27 protein-coding genes and 1 tRNA gene are annotated in these 24,849 nt (G+C 45.0%); 18 read left to right on the forward strand and 10 right to left on the reverse strand.

Annotated features, from left to right (window positions below):
• Positions 1-88 precede the first annotated feature (88 nt).
• The gene (locus V7S65_RS19595) at positions 89-283 is read left to right on the forward strand and encodes a type II toxin-antitoxin system VapB family antitoxin (protein ID WP_111576993.1); all 195 of its coding nucleotides are present in this window, start codon (positions 89-91) and stop codon (positions 281-283) included.
• Entirely contained in the window at positions 280-690 is a 411-nt protein-coding gene (vapC, locus tag V7S65_RS19600; RefSeq protein WP_336387848.1) for a type II toxin-antitoxin system VapC family toxin, read from the forward strand. Before V7S65_RS19595 ends, vapC begins: the two co-directional genes overlap by 4 nt.
• 62 nt (positions 691-752) lie before the next feature.
• Here vapC and gltX read toward each other — a convergent pair whose 3' ends face one another.
• Positions 753-2,282 carry a glutamate--tRNA ligase gene (gene gltX / locus V7S65_RS19605; protein ID WP_336387847.1) on the reverse strand — a complete coding sequence of 510 codons (1,530 nt, stop codon included), beginning with the start codon at positions 2,280-2,282 and terminating at the stop codon, positions 753-755.
• 147 nt (positions 2,283-2,429) lie between these two features.
• On the opposite strand from gltX, the gene V7S65_RS19610 reads away from it, so the two are divergent.
• Positions 2,430-3,053 (forward strand): polysaccharide deacetylase family protein, encoded by a 624-nt coding sequence (locus V7S65_RS19610; protein ID WP_079469752.1) that lies wholly within the window; start codon positions 2,430-2,432, stop codon positions 3,051-3,053.
• A 52-nt stretch (positions 3,054-3,105) separates the two neighbouring features.
• On the opposite strand, the gene V7S65_RS19615 is transcribed toward V7S65_RS19610, so the two are convergent.
• A complete protein-coding gene (locus tag V7S65_RS19615; RefSeq protein ID WP_336387846.1) occupies positions 3,106-4,020 on the reverse strand; it encodes a hypothetical protein in 915 nt (304 codons plus the stop codon).
• A gap of 104 nt (positions 4,021-4,124) precedes the next feature.
• Here V7S65_RS19615 and V7S65_RS19620 point away from each other — a divergent pair, with 104 nt between their 5' ends.
• The 5 genes from V7S65_RS19620 (at position 4,125) to V7S65_RS19640 (ending at position 7,981) form a co-directional block, all read left to right on the forward strand.
• Complete coding sequence (locus tag V7S65_RS19620; protein WP_336387845.1) at positions 4,125-4,895, forward strand: TatD family hydrolase; 771 nt, start codon at positions 4,125-4,127, stop codon at positions 4,893-4,895.
• 41 nt (positions 4,896-4,936) lie between these two features.
• Complete coding sequence (locus V7S65_RS19625; RefSeq protein ID WP_079470075.1) at positions 4,937-5,974, forward strand: asparaginase; 1,038 nt, start codon at positions 4,937-4,939, stop codon at positions 5,972-5,974.
• A 144-nt stretch (positions 5,975-6,118) separates the two neighbouring features.
• Positions 6,119-6,811, forward strand: a complete 693-nt coding sequence (gene aqpZ / locus V7S65_RS19630) for an aquaporin Z (RefSeq protein ID WP_079469755.1) — start codon at positions 6,119-6,121, stop codon at positions 6,809-6,811.
• 90 nt (positions 6,812-6,901) lie between these two features.
• Positions 6,902-6,988 (forward strand) — tRNA-Ser (locus V7S65_RS19635).
• 243 nt (positions 6,989-7,231) lie between these two features.
• On the forward strand, positions 7,232-7,981 hold the full coding sequence (locus V7S65_RS19640; RefSeq protein ID WP_336387844.1) for a hypothetical protein: 750 nt from the start codon (positions 7,232-7,234) through the stop codon (positions 7,979-7,981).
• Between the two features lie 42 nt (positions 7,982-8,023).
• Here the strand turns inward: V7S65_RS19640 and V7S65_RS19645 are convergent, their stop codons facing one another.
• From V7S65_RS19645 to V7S65_RS19670, 6 genes are all read right to left on the reverse strand, one after another.
• Positions 8,024-8,332, reverse strand: a complete 309-nt coding sequence (locus tag V7S65_RS19645) for a DUF3817 domain-containing protein (protein ID WP_079469757.1) — start codon at positions 8,330-8,332, stop codon at positions 8,024-8,026.
• Between the two features lie 2 nt (positions 8,333-8,334).
• Complete coding sequence (locus V7S65_RS19650) at positions 8,335-8,799, reverse strand: hypothetical protein (protein WP_336387843.1); 465 nt, start codon at positions 8,797-8,799, stop codon at positions 8,335-8,337.
• Between the two features lie 54 nt (positions 8,800-8,853).
• Positions 8,854-9,771, reverse strand: coding sequence for an AraC family transcriptional regulator (locus V7S65_RS19655; RefSeq protein ID WP_111576999.1), 918 nt, complete (start codon positions 9,769-9,771; stop codon positions 8,854-8,856).
• Positions 9,772-9,820: 49 nt separating this feature from the next.
• Positions 9,821-10,372: a GNAT family N-acetyltransferase gene (locus V7S65_RS19660; RefSeq protein WP_336387842.1), complete on the reverse strand. Its 552-nt coding sequence runs from the start codon at positions 10,370-10,372 to the stop codon at positions 9,821-9,823.
• Positions 10,373-10,575: 203 nt separating this feature from the next.
• Positions 10,576-10,965 carry a type VI secretion system tube protein TssD gene (tssD, locus tag V7S65_RS19665; protein WP_079469761.1) on the reverse strand — a complete coding sequence of 130 codons (390 nt, stop codon included), beginning with the start codon at positions 10,963-10,965 and terminating at the stop codon, positions 10,576-10,578.
• A 180-nt stretch (positions 10,966-11,145) separates the two neighbouring features.
• Positions 11,146-11,838, reverse strand: a complete 693-nt coding sequence (locus V7S65_RS19670; RefSeq protein WP_079469762.1) for a helix-turn-helix transcriptional regulator — start codon at positions 11,836-11,838, stop codon at positions 11,146-11,148.
• A 282-nt stretch (positions 11,839-12,120) separates the two neighbouring features.
• On the opposite strand from V7S65_RS19670, the gene V7S65_RS19675 reads away from it, so the two are divergent.
• The 5 genes from V7S65_RS19675 to V7S65_RS19695 all read left to right on the forward strand — a co-directional run bounded on the left by V7S65_RS19675 (position 12,121) and on the right by V7S65_RS19695 (position 15,720).
• Positions 12,121-12,699, forward strand: coding sequence for a Crp/Fnr family transcriptional regulator (locus V7S65_RS19675; RefSeq protein ID WP_159454287.1), 579 nt, complete (start codon positions 12,121-12,123; stop codon positions 12,697-12,699).
• 71 nt (positions 12,700-12,770) lie between these two features.
• Positions 12,771-13,181, forward strand: a complete 411-nt coding sequence (locus V7S65_RS19680; protein ID WP_111577001.1) for an ester cyclase — start codon at positions 12,771-12,773, stop codon at positions 13,179-13,181.
• A 636-nt stretch (positions 13,182-13,817) separates the two neighbouring features.
• The gene (locus tag V7S65_RS19685) at positions 13,818-14,702 is read left to right on the forward strand and encodes an AraC family transcriptional regulator (RefSeq protein WP_079469765.1); all 885 of its coding nucleotides are present in this window, start codon (positions 13,818-13,820) and stop codon (positions 14,700-14,702) included.
• A gap of 113 nt (positions 14,703-14,815) precedes the next feature.
• Positions 14,816-15,445 (forward strand): class I SAM-dependent methyltransferase, encoded by a 630-nt coding sequence (locus V7S65_RS19690; protein WP_227024424.1) that lies wholly within the window; start codon positions 14,816-14,818, stop codon positions 15,443-15,445.
• Positions 15,446-15,471: 26 nt separating this feature from the next.
• Positions 15,472-15,720: a hypothetical protein gene (locus V7S65_RS19695; protein WP_079469766.1), complete on the forward strand. Its 249-nt coding sequence runs from the start codon at positions 15,472-15,474 to the stop codon at positions 15,718-15,720.
• Here the strand turns inward: V7S65_RS19695 and V7S65_RS19700 are convergent, their stop codons facing one another.
• The gene (locus V7S65_RS19700; protein ID WP_336387840.1) at positions 15,721-16,338 is read right to left on the reverse strand and encodes a redoxin domain-containing protein; all 618 of its coding nucleotides are present in this window, start codon (positions 16,336-16,338) and stop codon (positions 15,721-15,723) included.
• Positions 16,339-16,701: 363 nt separating this feature from the next.
• Between V7S65_RS19700 and V7S65_RS19705 the strand changes: the two genes are divergently transcribed.
• The 4 genes from V7S65_RS19705 to V7S65_RS19720 are packed head-to-tail and all read left to right on the forward strand — an operon-like array spanning position 16,702 to position 23,093.
• The gene (locus V7S65_RS19705) at positions 16,702-17,610 is read left to right on the forward strand and encodes a bestrophin family protein (RefSeq protein WP_079469768.1); all 909 of its coding nucleotides are present in this window, start codon (positions 16,702-16,704) and stop codon (positions 17,608-17,610) included.
• 54 nt (positions 17,611-17,664) lie between these two features.
• Complete coding sequence (locus tag V7S65_RS19710; protein ID WP_111577003.1) at positions 17,665-19,128, forward strand: DUF3375 domain-containing protein; 1,464 nt, start codon at positions 17,665-17,667, stop codon at positions 19,126-19,128.
• Positions 19,129-19,132: 4 nt separating this feature from the next.
• A complete protein-coding gene (locus tag V7S65_RS19715) occupies positions 19,133-19,723 on the forward strand; it encodes a DUF4194 domain-containing protein (protein WP_079469770.1) in 591 nt (196 codons plus the stop codon).
• Positions 19,704-23,093, forward strand: coding sequence for an ATP-binding protein (locus V7S65_RS19720; RefSeq protein WP_079469771.1), 3,390 nt, complete (start codon positions 19,704-19,706; stop codon positions 23,091-23,093). Before V7S65_RS19715 ends, V7S65_RS19720 begins: the two co-directional genes overlap by 20 nt.
• 78 nt (positions 23,094-23,171) lie before the next feature.
• On the opposite strand, the gene V7S65_RS19725 is transcribed toward V7S65_RS19720, so the two are convergent.
• Entirely contained in the window at positions 23,172-23,552 is a 381-nt protein-coding gene (locus V7S65_RS19725; protein WP_336387839.1) for a winged helix-turn-helix transcriptional regulator, read from the reverse strand.
• Positions 23,553-23,669: 117 nt separating this feature from the next.
• Between V7S65_RS19725 and V7S65_RS19730 the strand changes: the two genes are divergently transcribed.
• Positions 23,670-24,680, forward strand: a complete 1,011-nt coding sequence (locus V7S65_RS19730; protein ID WP_336387838.1) for a zinc-dependent alcohol dehydrogenase family protein — start codon at positions 23,670-23,672, stop codon at positions 24,678-24,680.
• The last annotated feature ends 169 nt before the right edge of the window (positions 24,681-24,849 follow it).

Here is a 24,849-nt window from a genome sequence, read left to right on the forward strand (position 1 = left end):
TTAAAAAATAGTGAAGGCCGGGCAGTTACTGTCCGGCCTTTTTATGTGTATTATTATATGTATTTTTATTTATAGTAAATCACTTTATATGGCTAAAACCAATATAGATTTAGATGATAAGCTGATCAAAGAAGCGATGAAGCTTAACAAGGGTAAAACCAAAGAGGAAGTGGTAAACGAGGCGCTGAGGAAATATATTCTGGGAATCAACCAGCGCAAATTTTTAGACCTGAAGGGAAAGATTGAATGGGACGGAGATTTAAACGAAATGCGAGGTAAATGATGCAACCACTACTCTTCGACACATCCGTATGGATTGATGCTTTACGGCGGAAAGAAACGCCACAAACCAATCTGTTAACTCATTACCTCGATAATGATTATGAAATTCCGCTTATTCCCATTGTTGTGCAGGAGTGTTTACAGGGAATAAGAGATGATGCCCAGCACCATAAAGTAAAAGAAACATTCCGCCGTTTTACAAGACTGGAAATAGCGCCTATGGCTGTCGCTATGGGCGCCTCTGCATTATTCCGCTCACTCCGCAAAAAAGGTGTTACTATTCGTAAAAGCAACGATTGCGTAATCGCTTTTTATGCATTGAGCTTTGATCTGGAAGTGGTGCACAACGACAGCGACTTTGAGCTGATCAGCACGCACTCGGAATTAAAAACCTGGAAAAATAACTAAATAATTAAGGCTAAGCGACTCTTCATCGCTTAGCCTTAATCTATTTGAAACTAATAACAATTCTACTTAAACGCCTCCAGTCCCTTTGCAATCCTGTTACGGGTTTCCGCTACACCGAGCGTAGCCACAATATCAAATACAGGAGGGCCGAATTTACCACCGGTCAGCATAATACGGAACGGCAGTTGCACATCTCCCATTTTAAGATTCTTTTCAGCAGCCAACGCTTTGAACGCGGCTTCCAGATCGGCTGCAGGAGCGGCAGACAATGACTCCAGCTGTTCAGACCATGCATGGAAAAATGCTTCTTTATCGGCATTCCATTTTGGTTTCACTGCAGCTTCATCATAGCTGTCAGGGCTTTGGAAGAAGAAAAATCCATGATCCCATATTTCATTTACAAAATAGCAGCGTTCTTTTACTAACCCTGCTACGGTAGCTACATAAGCCGGATCGGCAATAACGCCCTTTTCGTCCAGCACGGGCTGGAACAAGGCTGCCAGGCTTTCATTGTCTTTGTGATGAATATACTGATGGTTAAACCATTTGGCTTTTTCAAAATCGAATTTAGCGCCGGCCTTATGCACACGTTCCAGGGAGAACTTCTGAATCAGTTCATCCAGGGAGAAAATTTCCTGTTCAGTACCATCGTTCCAGCCCAGCATAGCCAGCATATTAATAAATGCTTCCGGCAGGAAACCGCGTTCACGGAAACCTTTCGTTACTTCTTTGCTCACAGGGTCTGTCCAGTTCATGGCGTATACGGGGAAGCCTAAACGATCGCCGTCGCGTTTGCTCAGTTTACCATTGCCATCCGGTTTCAGGATCAGTGGAAGATGCGCCCATTGCGGCATATCCGCTTCCCAACCCAGGAACTTCCACAGCAGGAGATGTACCGGCGCCGATGGCAGCCACTCTTCTCCGCGGAAAGCATGGGTGATTTTCATGAGATAGTCGTCTACTACCACAGCAAGGTGATAGGTAGGCATACCATCTGCTTTCAGCAAAACTTTATCATCTACCTGCGAGGTATGAAAGGTTACTTCTCCACGAACCAGGTCGGTAAAAGTAATTTCTTCATTGGCAGGCATATTTATGCGGATCACATGCGGCGTATTCTTCACCAGCAGTTCCTGTACTTCTGCATCGGAAAGTGTAAGGGAATTACGCATTTTTGCCCGTACAATATGGTTGTACTGGGGAGAAGGATTCTCCGGCGTTTTCAGGCGCTCACGCATACTTTCCAGTTCTTCCGGGGTATCGAAAGCGTAGTAAGCATGCCCGGCTTTTACCAGCTGTTCTGCATATTGACGGTATAAATGCTTACGCTCACTCTGACGGTAAGGCGCAAACGGTCCGCCTGCTTCCGGACTCTCATCAGGAGTAAGGCCGCACCAACGCAAGCATTCATTGATATACTCTTCCGCTCCGGGAACGTAACGGGTTTGGTCTGTATCTTCTATACGCAGCACAAAATCGCCTTTATGCTGCTTCGCAAATAAATAGTTGAACAATACAGTGCGTACACCTCCAAGATGTAGGCCACCAGTAGGACTGGGCGCAAAACGCACTCTTACTTTTTTGTGATCCATAGGCCGCAAAGATAAGGATTTAGCTTTTAGGTGGGAGTTATTGTACCGGAGATATTGGGAGATTAAAATTTTTTAATACGAAGTCCTGCTAACAGACATTAAGTATATTGCGGTACTAAAGCTCATCGCTAAAAAGCCAAAGGCTATATGTTCTATCTTACTAAAACTCCCGGCATCCTGAAAGCCTTATATAAAAGCTGTGTCTGGAATCTGTCTCCGGCAGGTAATAAGGTATATCTTACTTTTGATGATGGCCCGCATCCGCAGGCAACGCCCTTTGTGCTGGAGCAACTGGCAAAGTTCAACGCCAAAGCTACTTTTTTCTGTATCGGGAAAAACGTGGTGGAGTATCCCGCTATCTATCAGCAGATCCTGGAAGCAGGGCATACCACCGGCAATCATACCCATAACCATCTGAACGGGTGGAAAACCAACACCGAAAAATATCTTGAAAACGTGCTGGAAGCGGCAAAATATATTGCCTCCCCGTTGTTCAGACCACCCTATGGCAGGATTACTCCCTTCCAGATCCGTCAGATCAGGAATAAAATTCCGGGCGCTAAAATTATTATGTGGGATATCCTCAGTGGTGATTTCGATACGCAGATCAACGGGGAAGCCTGTGTGCAGAACGTAGTATTCAAATTGCAGCCGGGATCTATTGTGGTATTTCACGACAGCACCAAAGCCTGGGACCGGCTGGAGTATGCGCTGCCGCGGGTGCTGGAGTATTGCAGGAAGCAAAAATTTGAAGTAGCAGCAATCTTATAATTATAATAACTGTTGCTGATAAATGAGTTTATCAGCAACAGTTGAGCAGGTTTTATAACTTGATCTCTTTGGTTTTATCTCCCACTGTAATCGTAACAGGATCGGTACATTTACCATTTCCATAATCAATTACCCCGGTTACTTTATCAAATTCAACCTTCAGTTTCCCTTTAACGAAATGCTGGCAATCAAATATTTTTACCAGTGCTTCCTGTGTTGTAAAAGTGGCTGTAACACCGGTTACAGGACCTTTCTCATAAGAAATGCTGGCATTTCCTTCTACAGTAAACACGTCATCAGACGGATTTAACAAGGGTGTTACCGGGTCAAATCCTGCTGTTTGCTTAATGGTTTTCTTACTGGCGTAGTTGATCACAACAGTATCGCTAAGCGTTACTTTTCCGCCGGTTAATTCAGTGGTATACTGGATACCGGTTGTTGGGCTGTAGCTAACGCCACTGATGGTAAACAGTCCTTCTACGGATTTGCCGTTGATTTTATAACCATCGGGCTCCACCCGGATGATAGAAGCAGGGCTAAATAACGGACCGCTGAAAGTAACATTCAACACGCCGCTACGGCTCACACCATAATTGTCGAGGCACGACTGTCCAAAATCGATCTTTACTTTTTTGGGCCACTGGTCAGGATTGGTGGCATCCAGTAGCTCAGCTACCGGGCAGGAGGGCGAGGTGGTAACAGCCAGCGCATTGTTTATATTATCCGCCTTGCGGGCAGTAAACAACCCTTGTGTAATGGCTACTTCTGCCACGGTTTCAAAAAGTCCGCTGTACATGGCGCTGGCAGCCGCTTCGTGTTGCGCAGCAGCAATAGTATTATTATCTGATTGGTTATTCGGCGCCGTATCTGTGGTTACTTCTTTCTTACAGGCAAAGAAAATGGTGACTACCGCCACGCTGGTGAAGGTCCACGCCAGCACACGATTTGTACTGAAATAGCTTTTCATAGTTTAGGTTTTATTAGCAATTAGGTTTTTCGGTCTTTACCTTTGTAGTAATAAAGATACTGCTTAAATATTAAAGAAATTACAAATTTAATAAAATAATTATTATGCTTTGGATAGATACCCACACGCACCTTTATTCTGAAGAATTTGAGGCAGACCGGGAAGAGATGGTAGCGCGTGCCTTAGCAGCGGGGGTAGATAAACTGTTTTTGCCGAATATAGATGAGAGTTCTATCGAAGGGATGCTGGCGCTGGAGGCGAAGCACCCGGATCATATTTATGCGATGATGGGGATACATCCCTGTTATGTGAAAGAAGCCGTAGATGAGCAGCTGGACTTAGTAAAAGCCTGGTTACAGCAGCGTTCTTTCAAGGCCATCGGGGAAATAGGACTGGATTTTTACTGGGATAAATCCCTGCTTATCCAGCAATACAAGGCTTTCCAGGAGCAGCTGATGCTGGCGCGGGAGTATGGGCTGCCGGTATCCATCCACAGCCGGGAAGCTACACGGGAATGTATCAACGAAGTAAAAGCTTTGCAGGACGGCCGTTTAAGCGGGGTTTTCCACTGTTTTTCGGGTACCCTGGACGAAGCAAAGGAAATCATTGACCTGGGCTTTTACCTGGGCATAGGCGGGGTAGTTACTTTCAAGAAATCCGGTTTGGATAAATTGCTGGAGGAAATAGACCTGGCGCACATCGTAATGGAAACAGACGCTCCCTATCTGGCGCCGGTTCCTTATCGCGGTAAACGCAACGAAAGTGCGTACCTCCCGCTGGCAGGTGAAAAGGTGGCAGATATAAAAAATCTAAAAATTGCAGACGTTGCAGATATAACAAGCAGCAATGCCCGGAAATTATTCAAAATGCTCTAACTGTTTAGTGAATACCTTTGCAGGCAATGGCTAATAGCACAATGAGTAAAATTCTGATTATTTACACGGGCGGTACTGTAGGTATGATCTACGATGATAAAACCAAAGCACTGCGCCCGATCGGCTTCAATGAAATAAGGAATAATTTACCGGAACTATACCGGATGGGCATCGATTTTTATGTGTACGCATTTAATCCGCCTATAGATTCATCAGACATGCAGCCGGAGATATGGGTGGAACTGGCCAGTATTATTGAAGACCGGTACGACCGGTACGATGGCTTTGTAATCCTGCACGGCTCGGATACAATGGCCTTCACGGCATCTGCCCTGAGCTTTATGCTGGAAAACCTGTCGAAGCCCGTTATCTTAACCGGTTCCCAGCTTCCCATCGGCAAAATACGCACAGATGCCAAAGAGAATATTATTACGGCAATGGAAATAGCCTGCAGCCGGCATAATGGCACTACCATCTCTATGGTACCGGAAGTATGTATTTACTTTGATTTCTCCCTGTTCAGAGGCAACCGTTCCAAAAAATATAACGCGGAAAAGTTTGAGGCATTCTATACCATGAACTATCCTCAGCTCGCGGAAGCCGGCATCGATATTAAATTCAAGCACCAGTTTATTTTACCGCCACCTACGCTACCACTGAAGGTGCATAAGGAACTGGAAACAAATATCACCGTACTGAAATTATTCCCGGGCATTACCAGGAGAGCGGTAGAAGCCACGCTTGGCGTATCCGGTTTGAAAGGTGTGATCATGGAAACCTTTGGTAGTGGTAACACCAATACACAGCCCTGGTTTATTGAAAGCATTAAGAAGGTGATCGATCACGGCGCCATCGTAGTAGATATCACTCAATGTGACGGGGGCTCTGTGGAGCTGGGCAAATATGAAACCAGTCAGCACTTAATGGAAATTGGTGTAGTGAGCGGGCATGATATGACCTTTGAAGCAGCGGTCACCAAATTGATGTTTGTATTGGGTCAGGGCTTGTCTGTGGCCGATGCAAAGGTAATGCTGGAAACGTCGCTGCGGGGTGAATTAACGCCAATCGAAGTATACTAAATATCTTTTTCCGGAAGCTTATACAGGCGGGAGATACAATCAGTTGTACTTCCGCTTTTTTTTTATCTTGAATATTTAAGGTAAATTTAAATATCACCAAATTCTCTTTCCCCATTTTCTATTCACCACAAAATTCATTATTCTATGGGAGTTTCCTTATCACAGAAATGCATTGCTGAATTCTTTGGCACTTTTGTCCTGGTATTTATGGGTTGCGGCAGCGCCGTGTTAGCCGGCACGCACGTAGGGTTTCTGGGTATCGCTTTTGCATTTGGATTATCAGTTGTGACGATGGCTTACGCAGTAGGTCACATTTCCGGATGTCATTTAAATCCGGCTATTACTATTTCCCTGTGGTCTACAGGCAAAATATCCGGTAAAGATGCAGGCGGGTATATTGTAGCACAGATCATCGGAGGTATTGTAGCTGCTGCACTCCTGTATTTTATTGCGCAGGGAAAAGCTGATTACAGTCTTGCTGCCAACGGCCTCGGCGCCAATGGTGTGGAAGATGGCTCACCAGACCACTATTCGCTGATCAGTGGGTTGATTGCTGAAATTGTCCTTACCGCCATTTTCCTCGTGGTAGTTCACGGCAGCACCAGTAAAAATAATGGCAACAGTGCATTTGCCGGGTTGGCGATTGGTCTCTGCCTGACCATGATCCATATCGTAGGCATCCCGGTTACAGGCGTATCCGTAAACCCTGCGAGAAGTATCGGACCGGCTCTGTTTGTTGGCGGCGGCGCTATTTCCCATTTGTGGGTGTTTATTGTAGGCCCCATTGTAGGCGGGCTTCTGGGCGGAGGAATATGGAAGCTGTACGATAAGAATTAAACTTTTTTTTGAAATATAAACTAAAGGATTATCTTTGCAACCCTGAATTGGAAAATCAACCCTTCCGTTTGTTCAGGAAAAGATAATCACGGAGAAGTGCAGGAGTGGTTGAACTGGCACGCCTGGAAAGTGTGTATAGGTGAAAGCCTATCAAGGGTTCGAATCCCTTCTTCTCCGCAAGCTTTAAAGCTCTGGTAACGCAAGTTATCAGGGCTTTTTTGTTTTATGTCCTACGGTAAATAAATACCTGCTTTCAGGGATAATCCCGTTTTAGATTACTACTACTTTTGTATAATACTTTATTGCCCTTAATTATGACAGATAAAGAATTTTTAAAGTCTATATACAATATTTCCATTCTATTGAGAGAATCAATTAACGAAGCTTAAATTAAAAGCCCTCTTTTCAAAAGACAGATATATGAAGTACCTGCTCATTTTACTGTTGCTTATGGTAACGCAGCGCATATTTGCCCAAAGCATTTGTGCTGTTGATGATTTTTCAAGGGGTTACCATGATAAAATTTTTATTGGCGATACTTCTCAGCCAACTGGAGATACCTTGCTGCTAGCCAATGATGGCGATTCGCTGGTAATGAGTAAAGAAGATTGGGATAACATTACTAAATACTATCCCGAACTCCTACACCAGGATTTTCCGGAAAGCCCTGGTCTGTTATATGCGGCTCATAGCAGACAGTCGATTTATTTTGACAGTGAAGCGGGTAAAGATTGGTATTACCAGGTGTATGGCTTCTTTTTAAAGCGGCAAAATGGCGCCGCTAAATATGCCGTTACAAGAAAAAAACTAGATAACCTGTTTCGATTCCTTAATACGCTTTATGGGCGGTTGCACTGCCCCTTTGGTACTTACTATGGCCATAGGGAAGAACGAATATCGGGCTATGTAGAATATAGCGTATACCTATACACTTTGTATGAAAGCAATAGTACAATACAGGGCAATATTGCAGCGCAGAAAAAACTTTATATCGCCATGTTGCGGCAAGTGATTGCTGATGAGATGGAGGTAGACAACGATGCTGTAGATTGTGCCATGGGCCGTAAAAAGGAACTGCTGGCTTTGGTAACTCAAATTGACCGGCTAATTACGGATAAATTTTACCTGAGGCAGGCACAGTCTTTTCAGTATGCTACTTATAATTATTGATTTTACCAATCCATCGTAACAACAGGACATCTTATCTAAACTTCACGCCATCATCCGCGACAAAATAACCCTGTCCACATAAAACGTTCCGAAAGGAATAATACACGCCAGTAAAACCTTCCAGGTAGTAGTGCTGAATTTCCACTTATAAGCAATTCCCACACTCAGTGTGTTCAATATAAAGAACAGAAACAATATCCCATGTACCGGTCCTATTGCCTTCACCAGGGAAGGATCATGATATACATACTTCAGCGGTACTGCGATACCAGTTAGTATCAGCAGGGAAATTCCTTCTAAAAAGGCGATCAGCCGCAATCTTCCGATTTTTGTATTAAAGAACTTCAGCATAGTTAAAATGATCTTATGTATGGCCGGTTCGCCAGTGGAGAGAACGGCCATGGTATTGCAATGAAAATAATAATGAGCGCGAGGGAAAACCAGATGGTCATAGTACGGAACTTTACCGTAGCAGTACCCTGCCGTTTGGCCACGGATGAACCGATAGTTATAAACACAATGGCGATCGTCATCAATACAATATGTATCAATCCGAAAAACAGGAAATCAAACTGCCGGATGGCTTCATGAAAATGAGATCTGAAATAAGCCACCACCGGGCTTTTAAAGTACAGCACATAACCAATTGCCAACTGGATATGTGCAATAGTGGCGGTGCTATGTCTTACCAAATCATCCCGCCGTGTAAATATATTCTTGTGGCGCCATCCGCGTATACCACGGTAAACAGCGTATAAGAGACTTATCACCACCGCCCAGCGGAATAGTGAATGTGCGAATAACAAAAAGAAATACATGCCTGCAAAGCTCTGATTAAAAGCATTGGGCTGTTAGGACAAATAAGGGGAGTTTTAGGATAATTCAATCTTCCTGCGGAAGTCGGTAGGCGTAATGCCTTCATACTTTTTAAAGAGCCGGGTGAAGTACGACTGATCCTCAAAACCCACTTCCTCCGCCACTTCACTGATGGCGAGATCACTTTGGCTCAGCAGTACTTTTGCTTCCAGCACGATGGCCTCATCGATCCACCGCGCAGGTGATTTAGCGGTAACGGCTTTCACCGATTTGTTTAAATGATTCGGTGAAATATTCAGCAGGGCAGCATAGTCCGTTACCAGGTGCCGCGTCCGGATATTGGTAAATACCAGTTCCTTAAAACGGTTGGTGATATTGATCGCGGCTGTTTGATGACTATCCGTCAGTGGTTTATAAAGCTGCTTCACCTCAAACAGCAATGTAGTCAGGTATGGCTGGATAATTTCAGGATTACGCAGCCCGTTCCGGCTGTAATCAAACAACAGGCGCTTGAAAAGATGCACCACAAATCCGGCGGTTTGCTTATCGAGACTCACCATCGGGTTACCCCATACTCTTAAAAATTCAAATGCTTTCAGTGGCTCTTGTGTATTGTATTTCCCGGTAAGGATATCGGTATGAAAATTACACAGATATCCCTTGTTCACTTCGCCGCTTTTAAAGGAAAAAACCTGACCCGCCGGCACAAACAACATTTCATTTTTGTGGATCGTATATAATTCACTGCCAATTTTCATACTGGCTTCTCCACTGGTAATAAACAAACAACTATGATTGGTTGACCGGGAAGCGGGTACAGACTGCGTTACCAGCCGGTACATATCTTCCACTTTCACAATAAAAAACTTATCAAAATCAGGTCTTAATATGCTGTCAAGCTCCTTCCTGGGTTGCATAAACCTGGCAGTAAATGAATCCGGACCATATACCTTTATTCCTTTTTTCACCGGCATGATCAATTTTCTTTTACCTTGAAAGATAGTGCTTCCGGAGCAGAAGACATTATGCCGGCCGGGTGAGTGAGTAACACAAAAGCCCCGTCAGGTCTTCTTCCTTTTCAAGTTTTTCTCTCAATGCCTGATCTGTTTCAAAGTGATTGCGTTCCAGGAGTTTGATGGATTTCTCATTCCCATCAGCGAGGAAGGCCGTAATTTTCCGAAGATGTAATTGTTCAAATCCAAACTTTATTACTACCGGAATCACTTCCTGCATAATGCCTTTTCCAAAGAAAGCCGACTGAAGTTCATATCCTATTTCAGCCTGCTCCAGCTCAGGTTCCATGTTCCAGTAGCAGATGGTGCCAACGAGGTGATCACTTTCTTTGGTAGTAATTATCCAATACAGCGATTGGTTGGCGGCAATGTTGGCCTGGACCTTTTCAATAAACTGCCGGGCCTCTGCAACTGTAGTGGTAGCAGACCGGTTCAGGAACTGGTTCACACGCGGATCCGACCGCAGAATGGAAAGGGCTTCGTCATCATACAATGCAGGAGCCCTCAGGATAAACCGCTCGGAAACAAGCGTCGGAAAAGGGTTAAAATTAAGTACTGGCATACGCGTAAATTAATCATTATTCAGTTGTCCGATCTCATGCGGGAAAAACACCAAAGGGACGGTGGCGCTCTGTGGATAAAAATAATAAACCGGTGAAAGAAACACGGATGAAACGGCCATCCGGCGAACAGGTACAACCCGCATGTAACGGGTGTTCATGCAGGTTGTTACTTTTTCTTAAAAAGATGTATAACGGGGTAGTGCTATGCAGGCCACGGATTCTGGTAAGTGGAATTATTTAATTTCACCTCCCTCGATGACAAGGTCAGCTGTATTTGCAGGGGTTGCTCATTGGCGGAATTAAACGTCTCTTCGTATTCTACACAATAGGCGTCTGTAAACTTCAGCTCTTTGAGCCTCGACATGGAATCCCGCCGGAAAAAGGTAATACTGCCGTTTTTCGTCTGGGTGTTGGAAATCATCCAGTCAAACAAACTGGTTTCACCGGCAGACTCAATCAGCAGGTTAATAGTGCCTCCTTTGGGGCGGGCGGCAGGTTTCCCGTTATGATCTGTATTTTGGGTAAATGAAAACCTGCATTCCAGGATGTTCATTTCCTCCCCGTCGATGTTGAGAACAGCTTTAAAAGACATAATTAATCTGGTTAACAGGTCCGTTGCAAGGCACAACAGACAGGCACAAAAATATGGTATACAGAATGAAAATACACATTTCTGTTTACATGCCGAAAAATTGAGGGTTATTTTTGAGGAAAGCCGCCGGATATTGCAGGGACGGGCCTTTCAGCCAGCCTTTGATATACTGTTTAATATCTATATAAGATCAAATGCCTGGGCAAAACTGGTCAGGTCGTAGCTGGATTGTGCCCCGATCTTTGCTTTGATATTCCGCCGGTGCGTAACGGCAGTCTTTTCCGAGATCCCTGCTTCCTCGGCAATTTCAATAGCGCTGAGGCCCAGGGCCAGCAGCCGCAGGATTTCTTTTTCCCTTTTGGTAAGGGAAGCAAAAATATGCTGGTTGCGGCGCAGGAAGTTATTTTCTTCCAGCAGGCGGTTCACCTTACTGGTAACGTGGTGCAATGGATCAATGGGAATGACGCAGGTAATTACATGCGTAGGAACCCCTTCGGCATCCCGCATAAATACCCGTGTAGAACCCAGATGCCAGGTCCAGTCCCGCGAAGCCGTAGTGCGTACCTGCTGGAAAAAGGTAACCGTTATGTTGGCTGCTGCCGGCGCATCCAGCATATTGATGATCTTTGGAAGATAATCTGCTACATCGTGTGGGTTAAAGAAGGTGTCGTAATACCTTGCGCCCATTTCCTGCAAGGCCTCCAGCGTAATATCCAGTTCCCGGCAGCCCCGCGGCGACATATACTCCACGTAGCTCTTTACCACATTCATTACTATCACCACTACGGGAAGCTCCTGATCAATGGCCTTTAAAGCGTTCAGCTTCTCTTCCAGCCCTGATCCGTCATTATTAAATGCAGCGTGCTCAATCATGTACGTGATATAAAATCGTGTATAGGAATCCTCTGTGATGTTGGTTGACTACTTACTTTAGTGCTCTTTCTGGTAGCAAATGTAGTAAAAATAAGAAAGGGTCCCATCACAAAGAAGAGACCCTTTTTTGGGGATAGAAAATACGGTGATTGACTAAATCAGGTGGATGACTTTATATATAATAAGGTAAAATCAGATTATTTTCACAAAGATATGTTAAAGCTAAAGGGAAACAAATACCTACATGTGAGTATTTTTGAAAAAATAAATGACCTTCCTGTCATGAAATCCAGCCCGGAACATTTCCTTGAAAGCCTCTCGTACATTGCTCCCCTTAGCCATGAAGCAATGGAATTATTTGCCGCGCATACCACTTTACAAATGGTAAAAAAGGGTGACTACCTGTTGCGCGAAGGACAACGCTGCCAATACATATGGTTCATTGAAACCGGCGCCTGCAGAGCCTTTCAGCATCATAATGAAAAGGAGATCAACACCGGTTTCTACTTTGAAAATACATTCCTCACTAACCTGAACAGCCTGCGAAACAACGTTCCAGCCGATTACAATATACAAACTATAGAAGCCGGTACCTTATGGCAATGGCATAAAGACGATCTGTTTTCACTCTATCAGCAATCCCCCGAAATCACCGCCTTTGGCCGCCAGTGGCTGGAACATCTGTTCATTGAACAGGAAAAACACAATCACTGGCTTAAAAGAAACAGCCCGGAAGAAAGGTACCAGTCAATACTAAACAACCAACCCGAACTCCTGCAACGTGTATCTCTTACACAACTCAGCTCTTACCTGGGCATCTCCCGCGAAACCCTCAGCCGCATCCGCCGCCGCTTACCCTGAACTATTATGTGACGTTTGACACAATCGCTTTATAGCATGGCAGCTACCTTTATCCGGTAAAACTAACGGTCATGACTATACAAGAACAGAAAGATTTCATCACACAGTACATTGCCACCACCTGGAACCTCGGTGATACCAGCCGCCTGGAGCAATTCCTGCATCCGGACTATGTGGATCATTCATTGCCGCCGGCACTACCCGCCAACGCCACCGGGCTAAAACAATGGATTGCATTAACGCATGAATCCTTTCAACCCGAAACAATTATAGAAGACCAGGTAGCCGAACCTGGTAAGTGTATGATAAAAGTAACCATGCGCATGAAACACATCGGACTATGGCGGGGAATAAGCGCCACCGGCTTAACAGTAAGTATTCCCGGCTATCGTTGCTTTCGATTGCAGGATAACCGGATCATTGAACATTGGGCTTTAATAGACGGAAATACACTCGAAAAAAAACTTACCTCCCAACCTTAAATACGCCGTAGGCCCATACCCGTTATAAACATCCAATGATGATTTGTTGCTCCCCTTCCACAGGCAACAAATCATCATTGGTAACCCGGTAATAAAACGTGAAGTGGAATAAAAAATGTAAGCGGTCCGTCTGTGAAAAGACATACAATGAAAAATCCAGGTGTTACGGCCGGCTATGTTCCCTTCCGGAACCACTGTAAAATCAACTATCCGCGCATCCGGATCGTTGATTCCAACAGCCGGCTCCTTCCGGTAATATTCATCTCCCCATTACAATATCACACCGGCTGTAACCCCTGGAAATAATTTTAAACAGTATCCCTTACAGATACTTTTCATCACAAAAAGGCTTGTGTTACACAAATATGCCTCTTATTCAAACATATACTTAATACTTTTTTATCTTTTAATTATACTTTGATAGTCAAATTCATGATAAAATAAGTGTAATAATAACACCTATATAACCAGATCGCCCGGTAGTTAATACTATTGGTAAAAAAGTAAAAATTGTATTTTACGACTGATAACCTTACATTTATAATGCTTTTTTAGCAACCAGGTCATATAAATCAACAGTTAATACGTTACATTCCACTTCAGGGCTTCCGGTATGTTATAAAAACTATGCTCATTATGAAGAGTAAATTATTAAGGGAAATCACTCCTCTTACGCAAAGCGACTGCTTTACGTTGTTTGCCCGGGAGAAAAAAGTATTCGATTTCCCGTTGCATTACCACGACGAATTTGAGTTGAACTTTATCCAATACGCCAGTGGCGCCAAACGGATCATCGGGGATCATATTGAAGAGATCGGCGACCTTGAACTGGTACTGGTTGGTCCCAACCTGCAACACGGCTGGTTTGCCAACAACCATGAAGGCGGCAACGTTAAAGAAATAACCATCCAGTTTCACCGGGACCTGTTTGACGATAAGTTCCTGCAGCGCAACCAGATGAACTTTATCAAAAACATGTTTGAACGCTCCCTGCGGGGCATCCTCTTCTCTACCGAAACCACCCAGCAGATCATGCCCCGCCTCATCCGGCTGCCACAGCAACAGGGCTTCGATTCCGTGCTGGAACTGATGTCTATTTTGCACGACCTGTCTATCAGCCGGAATATGCGCATCCTGTCGGATTCTACTTTTGGCAACACGGAAACCTTCTCCTACAACAGTCGCCGCGTAGAAAAGATCATGACTTACCTGAATGCCAACTTCGATAAAAGTATTTCACTGGGAGAAGCGGCCAGGCTCGCGGCCATGACAGAAGTGGCTTTCAGCCGCTTCTTTAAAGCCAAGATCGGCAAAACCTTTGTGGATACCCTCATAGAAATCAGGCTGGGACACGCCTCCCGGCTGCTGATAGAAACCACGCACACCGTGAATGAGATCGCTTATAAGTGCGGTTTTAATAATATCTCCAACTTCAACCGCATCTTCAAAAAGAAAAAAGATTGTACACCCAAGGAATTCAGGCTGGCCTATACTTCCTCCGGAACAAGAACTTTCGTGTAGCGCTGTTAGCAGGTAAAATGTAACATTAACACATCAGGAATATGGTGTTACCGGCTACAGCAGCTATTTATATGCCCTGTTTTGCATATATATAAGGGTTAAAATCTCTAAAAATGCCGGTAAATGCGTACCTTTGCGCCTTCATGCAGACTTCTACTTTATTAAAGCCGAATTGCTACGTAAATGATGCCGGGTTTGACTGGTTGTATCCTGAAAAAATACAGCAACTATCAAGACGGCACTGGACGCCACTCAGTATTGCTAAAGCAGCAGCCCGTTTTCTTGCAAATGAACCCGGGAAGAAAATTCTGGACATCGGCAGCGGTGTCGGGAAATTTTGCCTGGTAGGCGCCCGTTTTTACCCGGAAACCAACTTTTACGGTATTGAACAACGGGAAGAACTCTATCAATATGCCCTCGAAGCAAAGGCTGCCACACAAACCAGGAACGTGAGCTTTATTCACGGCAATTTTACGCAGGAAGATCTTTCTGCGTATGATGGCTTTTACTTCTATAATTCTTTCTTTGAAAACCTGGTAGATCAGGATCAGATAGATAACAAGGTAGAATATTCAACAAGTTTATATAATTATTACAGCCGCTTTTTATTTAAAAAACTGGAAAGCAGTGCAAGCGGCACAAGACTCGTAACATACCACAGTCTTGAAGATGAAGTACCTCCCTGTTACCAGATGGTGGATGCTTCTACGGATTTAATGCTAAAAATGTGGATCAGAAGATAGGACTAAGTAATACAAAAATTAATACAATGACTACAGACGGACATGCTTTAGAGATCATAGCACAATTAGGCACCATAACGGATTACCAGCAGGCAGACCAGTTACTGGCCACCGTAAAAAAGGAACATGCCGCTTTATATAAAGAAATCTTCACCTCCCTCCAGGAAAAAATAGAAAGCTTGTCGCCATTGGAATGTAACAGTTTACAATGGAGCATTTACCGTTATGCACTGATGCATGTACGTAAATGCACAACAATGGAACCAGCCTGCTGATCAGGCGCTGATGGCCAGCTTTTTGCCAATGGCAGCCACTACGGCTTCCGGCGAAAATTCTTCCTGTAAATACAGATCAACAAAATCGTAACTGATTTCCAGTGAAGGCGTAATAAGATATGCTGCCGGCACAGGTACGTCTGCATTGACACCGGAAACAAAACCCCAGATCGGGTCTGATTCCCTGTAAATGCCTGCTTTCCTGGCTATGCGGTATTGTGCGTCATGCACTACATCAAAGGGCAGCGTCTCCGGATATACTGAAGTGAACTGCTTCTTATCTTCACTGGATAATACCAGCAAACGGGCTCCGGCCGCAGTAATAGCCGCATGGCTTTCCTTCAGCCGCTCTATCAGCTGATCCGCGTAATTGTTCCAATGCCAGGAATAAAAAACCACTACCAGCGGCTGCAAAGTAAGACTGTGCAACGACGCGCCGGAATGAGCATTATTCAGCAACGGACCCGCGTTGATCACACGCGCTTCTTCAATAAAAAATTCGGGGAAAAAGCTACCTGCTTTTAATGGGTTAATCTTTTCCCTGTTCCTCACAGGGCTGGGGAAGTTTTCCGGTGTAGGCTGCGGTAAGTAATCGGCGTATCTGTATAGTGATGACATATTAAAGGCTTTTATAATGGCTGATAAAATGGCCGCTGTTATAGGTTTGGTGAATATCTTTTGCTTTCGTAGAACAAATATAGGGAGAATATTTCAATTACCCTACTATTCCTATAGACTATTAGGTGTATAAAGTCTAAATAATTGGTTCCTAATAACTTTGATTGAAAAATATTTTTCCGGGGAGATGAAAATAAGGGGATATTTAGACCAGTGCTAAACATTCAAAGCGTGTACCCGTTATTGTTATAAAGTCATGGAAAACCGTGGCAACCTGTCTTTAAAAAAATGAATAAAAATTTGCCAGGATAAACCCGGATGACATAATTTACAGGGAAGCCATAAAAGAATAAATAACGACATATGCTGCTGAAACACAGACTATCACTCGGCCAGATCTTCTCCTTTACCTGGAAGGTAGACCTCATGCTGCTGGGATGTTGTACCCTGGTATATTTCCTCGACTCACGCTGGCTGGCAGCACATATCAACATTCCTATAGCCGTATCTACCGTACTGGGTACCGCCATTGCCTTCTTTATCGGCTTCAATAACAACCAGGCATACGACCGCTGGTGGGAAGCCCGCAAAATATGGGGCGCACTGGTAAACGACTCCCGCACCTGGAGCCGGTCGATGCTCAATTACCCCTCCCCGGATGCTACCCCCGAAACCAAAGCCCTCGTCCGTCACATGATTTACCGGCACCTCGCCTTTATCTATGCACTCAAAACCGTTCTCCGCAAACGGCCGGACGACTACTACACCCGCTACCTCACTACCGAAGAAATTGAAGAAGTACAAAAACAAAGCAATATCCCCAATGCCATCCTCAACCTCCAGACCCGCGACCTGCAACAACTCAGGAACTCGGGCAGTATCGATGGCTTCACTTTTATAGAGCTGAACCAGATCCTGGTAAAACACTGCGATTCCATGGGCCAGTCTGAACGGATCAGGAATACCGTATTCCCTCCCAGCTATGTGTATTTTACGCAGATGTTTATCTGGTTTTATGTGATCATGAATACATTGATGATGACGGAATCCATCGGCGCATGGGCCATTCCCTTCGGATGGATGTTCGGCTTCGTATTCCATGTAACCCACCTGAACGGCATCACCCTCATGGATCCTTTTGATTTCCAACCCCTCGCCATTCCGCTCGACAGCATCGCGCGGACCATCGAAATCAACGTGATCCAGCTGCTGGGAGATGAACCGGTACCCGCACCGGTACTGCCGCGGCAGGAAGGTCTTTACGTAATGTAAGCCCACAGGGAAACGTATTTACTTTGTAATACGTAATTCCTTATTTTTACACCTATGACGTATGACCAATTATGTAATCTATATGCCCAGTCAGTTACCCTCAAGATACTACGGGCACGTAGCGCGCCAATGATGCTGTCATTTTTTCATTACACATTCAAGGAAAAGAACCATACTACCATTTCCAATGTGGAACTGGTAACCCGTTTGTCCGATTACCTCGGCGTAACCGGCTACCAGGCCACAGATGATGAAATAGACGCTACCAGCCTGCTGGAACATGATGATGTGAAAGCCAGGAAATATATCGATCAATGGAGTAATAAAGGCTTCCTCCGCAAATATCCCGACGACGACGGACTGGATATCCATGAGCTGAGCAGCGACATGGAAAAAGTAATGCACTGGGTATCCACCCTCCAGAAAAGAGAATTTGTGGGCACAGAAAGCCGCTTCAAAGACATCTTCTCCAAACTAAAAGAACTGATTGACCAGAGCAATAAAGACCCGGAACAAAGGATCCAGGAACTGGAGAAAAAGAAATATGAAATAGAACAGGAAATAAAAGCCATCACCATCACCGGTAAAGTACAGGTGTTTGATGATACCCAGATAAAGGAAAGATTTTACGACGTCAACCGCATGTCGCGCGAACTCCTGAGCGATTTTAAAGAAGTGGAACAAAACTTTGAACAGATCACCCAGGAAATTTATCGCAAACAAAGCGAAAAAAATATCGCCAAAGGTGCCCTGCTGGCTTATACCCTCGATTCCTTCGAAGCCCTCCGCCAGAAAGACCAGGGGAAAAGCTTCTACTCCTTCTGGCAGTTCCTCATGGATGAAAACAAACAGGAGGAGATGCGGGAGCTGATCGAAAAATTGTACCTCCTGCTGGAAGACCGGAACATCGAATACAAAAATGACCGCTTCTTAAAAAAACTCAAACAATTCCTTCACGCCTCCGGTAAAAAAGTAATTGATGCCAATAAAAAGCTGAGCGATAAACTTAGCCGCGTACTCAGTGAAAATAATCTCACCGATCGCAGGAAAGCCGTGGAACTCATCAATGATATCCGGCAACTGGCCTTTCAATCGCTGGAGCAGCCACCCGGTGAGGAATTTTTTATAGAGATAGAAAGCGATCCTGAATTAGACCTCCTCGACCGCTGGGATATGGCAGACGAGAAAAAACCCAACGTAGAGGTGGAATTCCCCGAAGGGATGGGTGGCACTGAGTTTGACGACAATGACCTTAATGCATTATTTAACCATTTTAATATAGATCGCGCCCTGCTGGAAGACCGCATTTCCACACAACTGCAAAATAAAAAGCAGGTAAGCCTGAAAGAAATGGTAGAAATTTACGGCGCCGAAAAAGGGCTCACGGAACTCATTACCTATTTCTCTATCGCCAGCCAGTCGGCACACCATATCATCCTGGAAACCCCGGACCCGGTGATGCTGGGCAGCCGCACCATCAATATGCCGATGGTGCTGTTCACAAATTCACAAAACTAATATCATGGCCGAGAAAAATATATCTCCCTTTGCACACGTGTTTCTAAAACTCATGCAGGGACCTGTATACGAAGAAGATAAATCTTACTGGAAAGACCTGCTGGGATGGCAAACAGAACTCAGCAAATACCTGCAGCAAACAGGTCTGCAACTGGTGGTAAATGAAGCCGACGGATTTGCACGTATCGTACAACCGGAAGCAGATGAAACCAATGAGAAACCACTGCCACGCCTCATGCGCAAAACGCGGCTTACCTACGAAGCCACGCTGCTGTGCATAGTACTCCGCGAGGCCCTCGATGAATTTGATATCCAGGGCAATGGCACCCGTCTTTTTATGACACAAAAAGAAATCAAAGAAAGACTCGCACTCTTCTTCAAAGAACGACACAACAAATCCAAACTACTGAAAGATCTCAACAAACCCATCAACAGCCTCTTAAATGTAGGTGTGCTGAAAACTACCCGGGAGGACGCTGCCAATAAGGAACTGCATCAATACGAGGTAAAAAGGATTATCAAAGCACTGGTGAATAACGAGAAACTGGAAGAAATAAAATCAAAATTAAAACTGCATGTCCACCCTGTTCAATAGTGATTCAAAAGAAAGTGGATTCCGGTTGCAATATTTTGAAATATACAACTGGGGAACCTTTCACAATAAAATATATCGCGTCAATACCAACGGTAATACTTCCCTGCTCACCGGCGCAAACGGTAGCGGTAAAACCACCCTCATCGATGCACTCTTAACACTGCTGGTACCCGCCGGTAAAAGATTCTATAACCAGTCGTCCGGTACAGAACAACGCCGCGACAGAGGAGAAGAATCCTATTTCTGGGGCTACTACGGTAAAACTTTCTCCGAAGAATCCCAGCAGTCAAAAACAGACCAGCTGCGTCATAAGGAAAACAACCCTTACTCCGTACTGCTGGCCTATTTCTACAATGCCGCTACCATGCACCAGATCACGCTGGCACAGGTAAGATGGTACTCCGGGGAAATGAAACGGCAATACATCGTTTCTCCACATAAACTTAATATCAACGACCATTTCGGTAACGGAAAATTTGATGTAAAAGGCGACTGGAAAAAAAGACTGCGCCTCGAATTTCCGAAAACAGAAATCACCGATAGCTTTAAAGAATACGCAGCCCTGTTCAGCAACATCTTCGGACTGCGAAGTGAAAAAGCCCTGTCTCTCTTTAACCAAACCGTTGGTATCAAAGTACTCGGCGATCTGAACACGTTTATCCGCGGACAGATGCTGGAAGAAACAGACAGCGAAAATGAATTCCTGAAACTGCGCGAAAACTATGATAGTTTGCTCACCAGTCACCGCGCTATTCAGAAAGATGAAACCCAGCTGAAACTGCTGGAACCCATCATCGAAAACCGCGCTTCCTGGCAACAACTACAGGACAGGAACCGGGAATTGCAAATGCTCCAGGACATCCTGCCCTCGTGGTTTAATAAACAGGAAAAAGATATCCTGGAAAGAGAACTGGAATCTTTACAGAAAGAACAACAAACAACTACCCGCAGTCTCACCGCTATCAATGAACAACTTCAGTCGCTTCACCTGCGTAAAGACGAACTGATAGCCCAGAAAGCCAACAACAGCGTGGATGAACAACTGCGCTCTATTGAAAAATCCATCCATTACGAACAAAAAGCCTTAGAGGCCAAGCGTAATAAGATGGAAGAATACAACATGCTCACAGACCGGCTGGAACTCGCTCCCAATCCGGATGAGCAACAGTTCCACGAAAATATTACCGGCGCCGAACAGATGAAAACAGCGCACGATAAACAGCTGGAAACATTACAGGAAGAAATTTTTCATCACAAAAGCAGCCTCGCCGCTGAAAGATCACAGGTATCAAAACTGGAAGAAGAAATAGATTCCTTCCTCCACCGGAAAAATAATATTCCCTATGAGCTGATCCGTATCCGTCAACAGCTGGCAAATATGCTGGATATCCAGGAAGATGACCTGCCGTTTGCCGGTGAATTGATCAAAGTAAAAGACGCAGAAATCCATTGGGAAAGTGCTATTGAAAAAGTATTGCACAACTTTGGCCTGCGCCTCCTCGTGCCGGAAGAATATATCCTGGACATCAACCGGTACATCAATTCCAACAACCTGCAAACCCGCCTCGTATACCACAAAGTAGAAGAGGAGAGTTATACCATGTTGCGGATGCCTTCTGAAAAAGAAAGCCTGTTACAAAAGATAGATATCAAACCCGGCACCATCTTCAAAGAATGGCTGCAAAACCAGCTGCTTGATCAGTTTGATTATACCTGTACCGACGACATGACCGTGTTTAACCGTTGCCGGAAAGCAGTTACTTCCAACGGACTAACGCGGCAGGCTACACGCCATGAAAAAGATGACCGTCCTAACCGCTCCCAGAAAAACAATTATGTACTGGGATGGAACAATAAAAACAAATTACGCCTGTTAAAAGAAGAACAGGATGAATGCAATAACAACATCGAAACACTACAGCATAGCATTTCCCAGCTGGAAGACAGCAGGAAAGCCATCGCCAATATCAATGCGCTGCTGAACGCATTGCTGTCGCTGCGCAACTACAGTGAAATCAACTGGCAAACTCATGCCGGCGTCATTGAATCGTTCGCGCGTGAAAAAGCAACGCTGCTAAAAACCAGCGACAAATACCAGGCGATCTGTGATCAGCTGGACGAAATTACCTTGCAGATACAAAGCAAGGAAAAAGAGAAAGAAGGAACGCTCCAGGAAAAAGGCCGGCTGGACGATAAAGCCGCAGAGAAACTACGTCACTTCAATCAACTGAAGGTTAATAAACTGGACGATGTTTCTCTCCAATACATACTGGAATATCTTACTGACCTGTCGCTGACCGAACCGGCGGAAACAACCCTTGAGCTGGCATCCTACCGCAAACGGGCAGATGATAACATGAAGGCAACCCTGCACGACGCCATGCGCCTCACCGCGGAAAAAGAAGCAGAAATCACCCGGCAGCTGGCAGCATTTGTAATGCCGCCAAAATCTATCCACGATACTTTCCCGGACTGGCTCGGTGATGTAACGGATCTGCAGCCACATGTGAAATACCTCGACGAATTTACTTCCCTCTATGAGCGGATTAAATTCCAGCGGCTCATTGAGCATAAAGAACGCTTCCGCAAATACATGGACACCAGCATGCTCAATGCCATCACCAACTACCGGGCATGGATATACGGACAGGAAGACGTGATCCGCGAAGTAATGGAAGATCTCAATGAACCATTACGCAACATCACCTTCAATAAAAACCCGGATACCTACCTCCAGCTGGAATGCCGCCATGTACGCGATGTGGAGATCCGTAACTTCAAAGAGAAACTCAGTAACGCAGTACCGGACTCTTATAAATACCAGCTCGAAAAAGATGAAGCCTACGGCGACCAGCTGTTTGAAAATATCAAACTGCTCATCACCGAGTTGCAGCAAAACGAAGCATGGCGCCGTAAAGTAACGGATGTACGCAACTGGCTCGACTTCGGTGCAAAAGAATTTTATGTGGCCGATAATAAGGCGTTCAAATATTATGAGGATACTGCCAGTCTTTCCGGTGGTGAAAAAGCACAGTTCACTTACACCATCCTGGGAGCAGCCATTGCTTACCAGTTTGGTATCAATGAAGCTAACCGCCAGCACCGCAGCTTACGCTTCATCACAGTGGATGAAGCCTTCAGCAAACTGGATCCTGAAAAGAGTCACTACCTCATGGAATACTGCGGACAGCTGAACCTGCAGTTACTGGTAGTAACGCCGCTGGATAAACTGAATATCGCAGAACCTTATATACATGCCTGTCACTTTGTAGCGAATAAAAATAAACGTGATTCGGTGGTGTATAACTTTACGATGGAAGAGTACCGCGACAGGAAGAAGGAGTTTGAATCAATGGCTGTGATGTCGTAAGCGGCAACACCGCGCAATAAAAAGGCTGATACATCATCAACAGGTGTATCAGCCTTTTTTATGTATTTTAAATTGGCGTTACGCCGGCATGCCTGGTTGTCCTGCCAACACCGGCTGGCATTGCGGCTCCCGTCCCATTTGCCTGGCGCCCCATTCACTCAGCAATGTAATAAACGGCAGCAGTTCCCGGCCCGTATCTGTTAGCTGGTATTCCACGCGTGGCGGCACTTCCAGGTACACATGCCGGGTTATCAGCTCATCGTCTTCCAGTTCACGCAATACCTGTGTGAGCATTTTAGGGGTTATACCGGTCATGATTTTACGTAGTTCTCCATATCTCCTTACCCCATTTCTCAGGTGATAAATAACACGTCCTTTATGCTTTCCGCCAATCCGTTGAAAAGCGTAATCAACCGCACAAATCGTATCAGTATGAATATTTTTTCCGGATTTCTTCATTTTTCTGGTATTGATTATCAGCAATAGTATCCATCTGGTACCTACATTCCCAAATGGTGCATACTTGTCTTATATGAAGTTAGGGGGCAATTTTGTGAAAGAAAAAAAATAGTTCTTATGAAAGCAATACAACAAGTGGCATTCGGACTGGAAAGTTTACAGCTTAAAGAAATACCTACACCCACACCCGGCCCCGGTGAAGTATTGGTAAAAATAGAAGCCGCGGCACTCAATTACCTCGACGTAGCCCTCGCTACCGGCACCTATAGCAAGGAGTTGCCGCTACCCCGCATTCCCACTTCTGATGGCGCCGGCGTGGTAGAAGCTATCGGCGATCAGGTAACCAAATGGCAACCGGGCGACCGCGTAGCCATTCATTACAACCAGCTCTGGCAGCATGGCCATGCCACCGCCGCTACCAATCATATCAGAACAGGCGTAAGCACGCCCGGCCTGCTGGCAGAATATGCCGTGATCCCTGAATATGCACTGGTGCGCACTCCTGCCAATTTAACCAGCGTGGAAGCCGCTACATTGCCCATTGCCGGCGTTACCGCGTGGACGGGCCTGATGGGCTACGCCGGCATCAAAGCAGGACAAACAGTGCTCACACAGGGCACTGGCGGCGTATCTCTTTTTGCCATGCAAATCGCATTGGCAGCAGGTGCGAAGGTGGTTGCCACCAGCAGCCATCCGGATAAGCTGAAGAAATTACAGGAGCTGGGCGCCCACGAAGTGATCGATTATAAAAAATATCCCAACTGGCACGAAGAAGTAAAACGTATCACCGGTGGAGAAGGCGTGCATGCTACACTGGATATTGCCGGTGCCGCCACCATTGTTAATTCTGTTAAGTCGGTAGGATTCAATGGCTTTGTGGGCCTGGTAGGCTTTATTGAGGGCGCGCAGCTGCCAATAGACTTGTTTACTGTAGTAGGCAGCTATATCAGGTTGCAGGGTTATTCTGTAGGCAGCCTGAAAAGTTTCCAGGAGCTGGCTGCTGCGGTGGAAATAAATAATATCCATCCGGTAATAGACAGCGTATTCCCTGTAAGCGAAGCGCAGGAGGCATTTAGATATATGGGTAGCGGTAATTATTTCGGGAAAGTAGTAATAGAAATGAAGTAAAGTGGCTGACATATAAACGTCCTGCGCATCGGCAGGACGTTATACCAAGTAAACCATTACACTAAAATTATTGTTTCAAGATAGTAAAAACAAGTTGAAAACAGGGTTATTTACTTGTTAAGGTGATGATAACATTATATTTTTATCAATACATGACAAACATCAGTTT

Source organism: Chitinophaga sp. CCNWYY40 (genome assembly GCF_037483205.1).
Classification (GTDB): domain Bacteria; phylum Bacteroidota; class Bacteroidia; order Chitinophagales; family Chitinophagaceae; genus Chitinophaga; species Chitinophaga ginsengisegetis.